Below are 1,244 nucleotides of genomic sequence, written 5' to 3'. Positions count from 1 at the left end.
GTGTTCGGCGGTGTCCTACTTTTCCACCCGTATGGGTAGTATCATCGGCGCTGGCTGGCTTAGCTTCCGGGTTCGGGATGGGTCCGGGCGTTTCCCTGCCGCTATTACCGCCGTAACTTTATTCACTTTATGGTGAAGTGTGTTTTGGTGGTGGGGTGCAGTCTTATTGTTTGACTGTGAATATGAATTGTGGTTGCGAGGTTTTGTTGTTGTTGTAAGTTTTCGGCCGGTTAGTGCCAGTTCCCTACGCGCATTGCTGCGTTTCCAGGTCTGGCCTATCGATCCCGTGGTCTGCGGGGGGCCTTATCCCACTGAATGGGTGAGAAGCCTGGTCTTGGAGGGGGTTTCCCGCTTAGATGCTTTCAGCGGTTATCCTGTCCGAACGTGGCTATCCAGCGGTGCCCCTGGTGGGACAACTGGTATACCAGAGGTTCGTCCGTCCCGGTCCTCTCGTACTAGGGACAGGTTTCCTCAAGCTTCTGACGCGCGCGGCGGATAGAGACCGAACTGTCTCACGACGTTCTAAACCCAGCTCGCGTGCCGCTTTAATGGGCGAACAGCCCAACCCTTGGGACCTGCTCCAGCCCCAGGATGCGACGAGCCGACATCGAGGTGCCAAACCATCCCGTCGATATGGACTCTTGGGGAAGATCAGCCTGTTATCCCCGGGGTACCTTTTATCCGTTGAGCGACACCCCTTCCACTCGGGGGTGCCGGATCACTAGTCCCGACTTTCGTCCCTGCTCGACATGTACGTCTCGCAGTCAAGCTCCCTTGTGCACTTACACTCAACACCTGATTGCCGTCCAGGTTGAGGGAACCTTTGGGCGCCTCCGTTACATTTTAGGAGGCAACCGCCCCAGTTAAACTACCCACCAGGCACTGTCCCTGAACCGGATATACGGTCCGAGGTTAGAAGCCCAATACGATCAGAGTGGTATTTCAACAACGACTCCACAACCACTGGCGTGGCCGCTTCACAGTCTCCCACCTATCCTACACAAACCGTATCGAACTCCAATACCAAGTTGTAGTGAAGGTCCCGGGGTCTTTTCGTCCTGCCGCGCGTAACGAGCATCTTTACTCGTAATGCAATTTCGCCGAGTCTATGGTTGAGACAGTTGAGAAGTCGTTACGCCATTCGTGCAGGTCGGAACTTACCCGACAAGGAATTTCGCTACCTTAGGATGGTTATAGTTACCACCGCCGTTTACTGGGGCTTAAATTCTCAGCTTCACCCCCGA

At 54.8% G+C, this 1,244-nt stretch carries 2 rRNA genes (1 of these 2 cut by a window edge); both read right to left on the bottom strand.

Going from position 1 to position 1,244, the window contains the following annotated elements:
• Window positions 1-2: 2 nt before the first annotated feature.
• A 5S ribosomal RNA gene (gene rrf, locus AB0K11_RS27780) occupies window positions 3-115 on the bottom strand.
• A gap of 94 nt (window positions 116-209) precedes the next feature.
• A 23S ribosomal RNA gene (locus AB0K11_RS27775) occupies window positions 210-1,244 on the bottom strand (it continues 1,613 nt past the right edge of the window).

The sequence above is a fragment of the Mycobacterium sp. NPDC050551 genome (assembly GCF_040674075.1).
Taxonomy (GTDB): Bacteria; Actinomycetota; Actinomycetes; order Mycobacteriales; family Mycobacteriaceae; genus Mycobacterium.
This window is presented reverse-complemented; position numbering and strand designations above follow the sequence as displayed.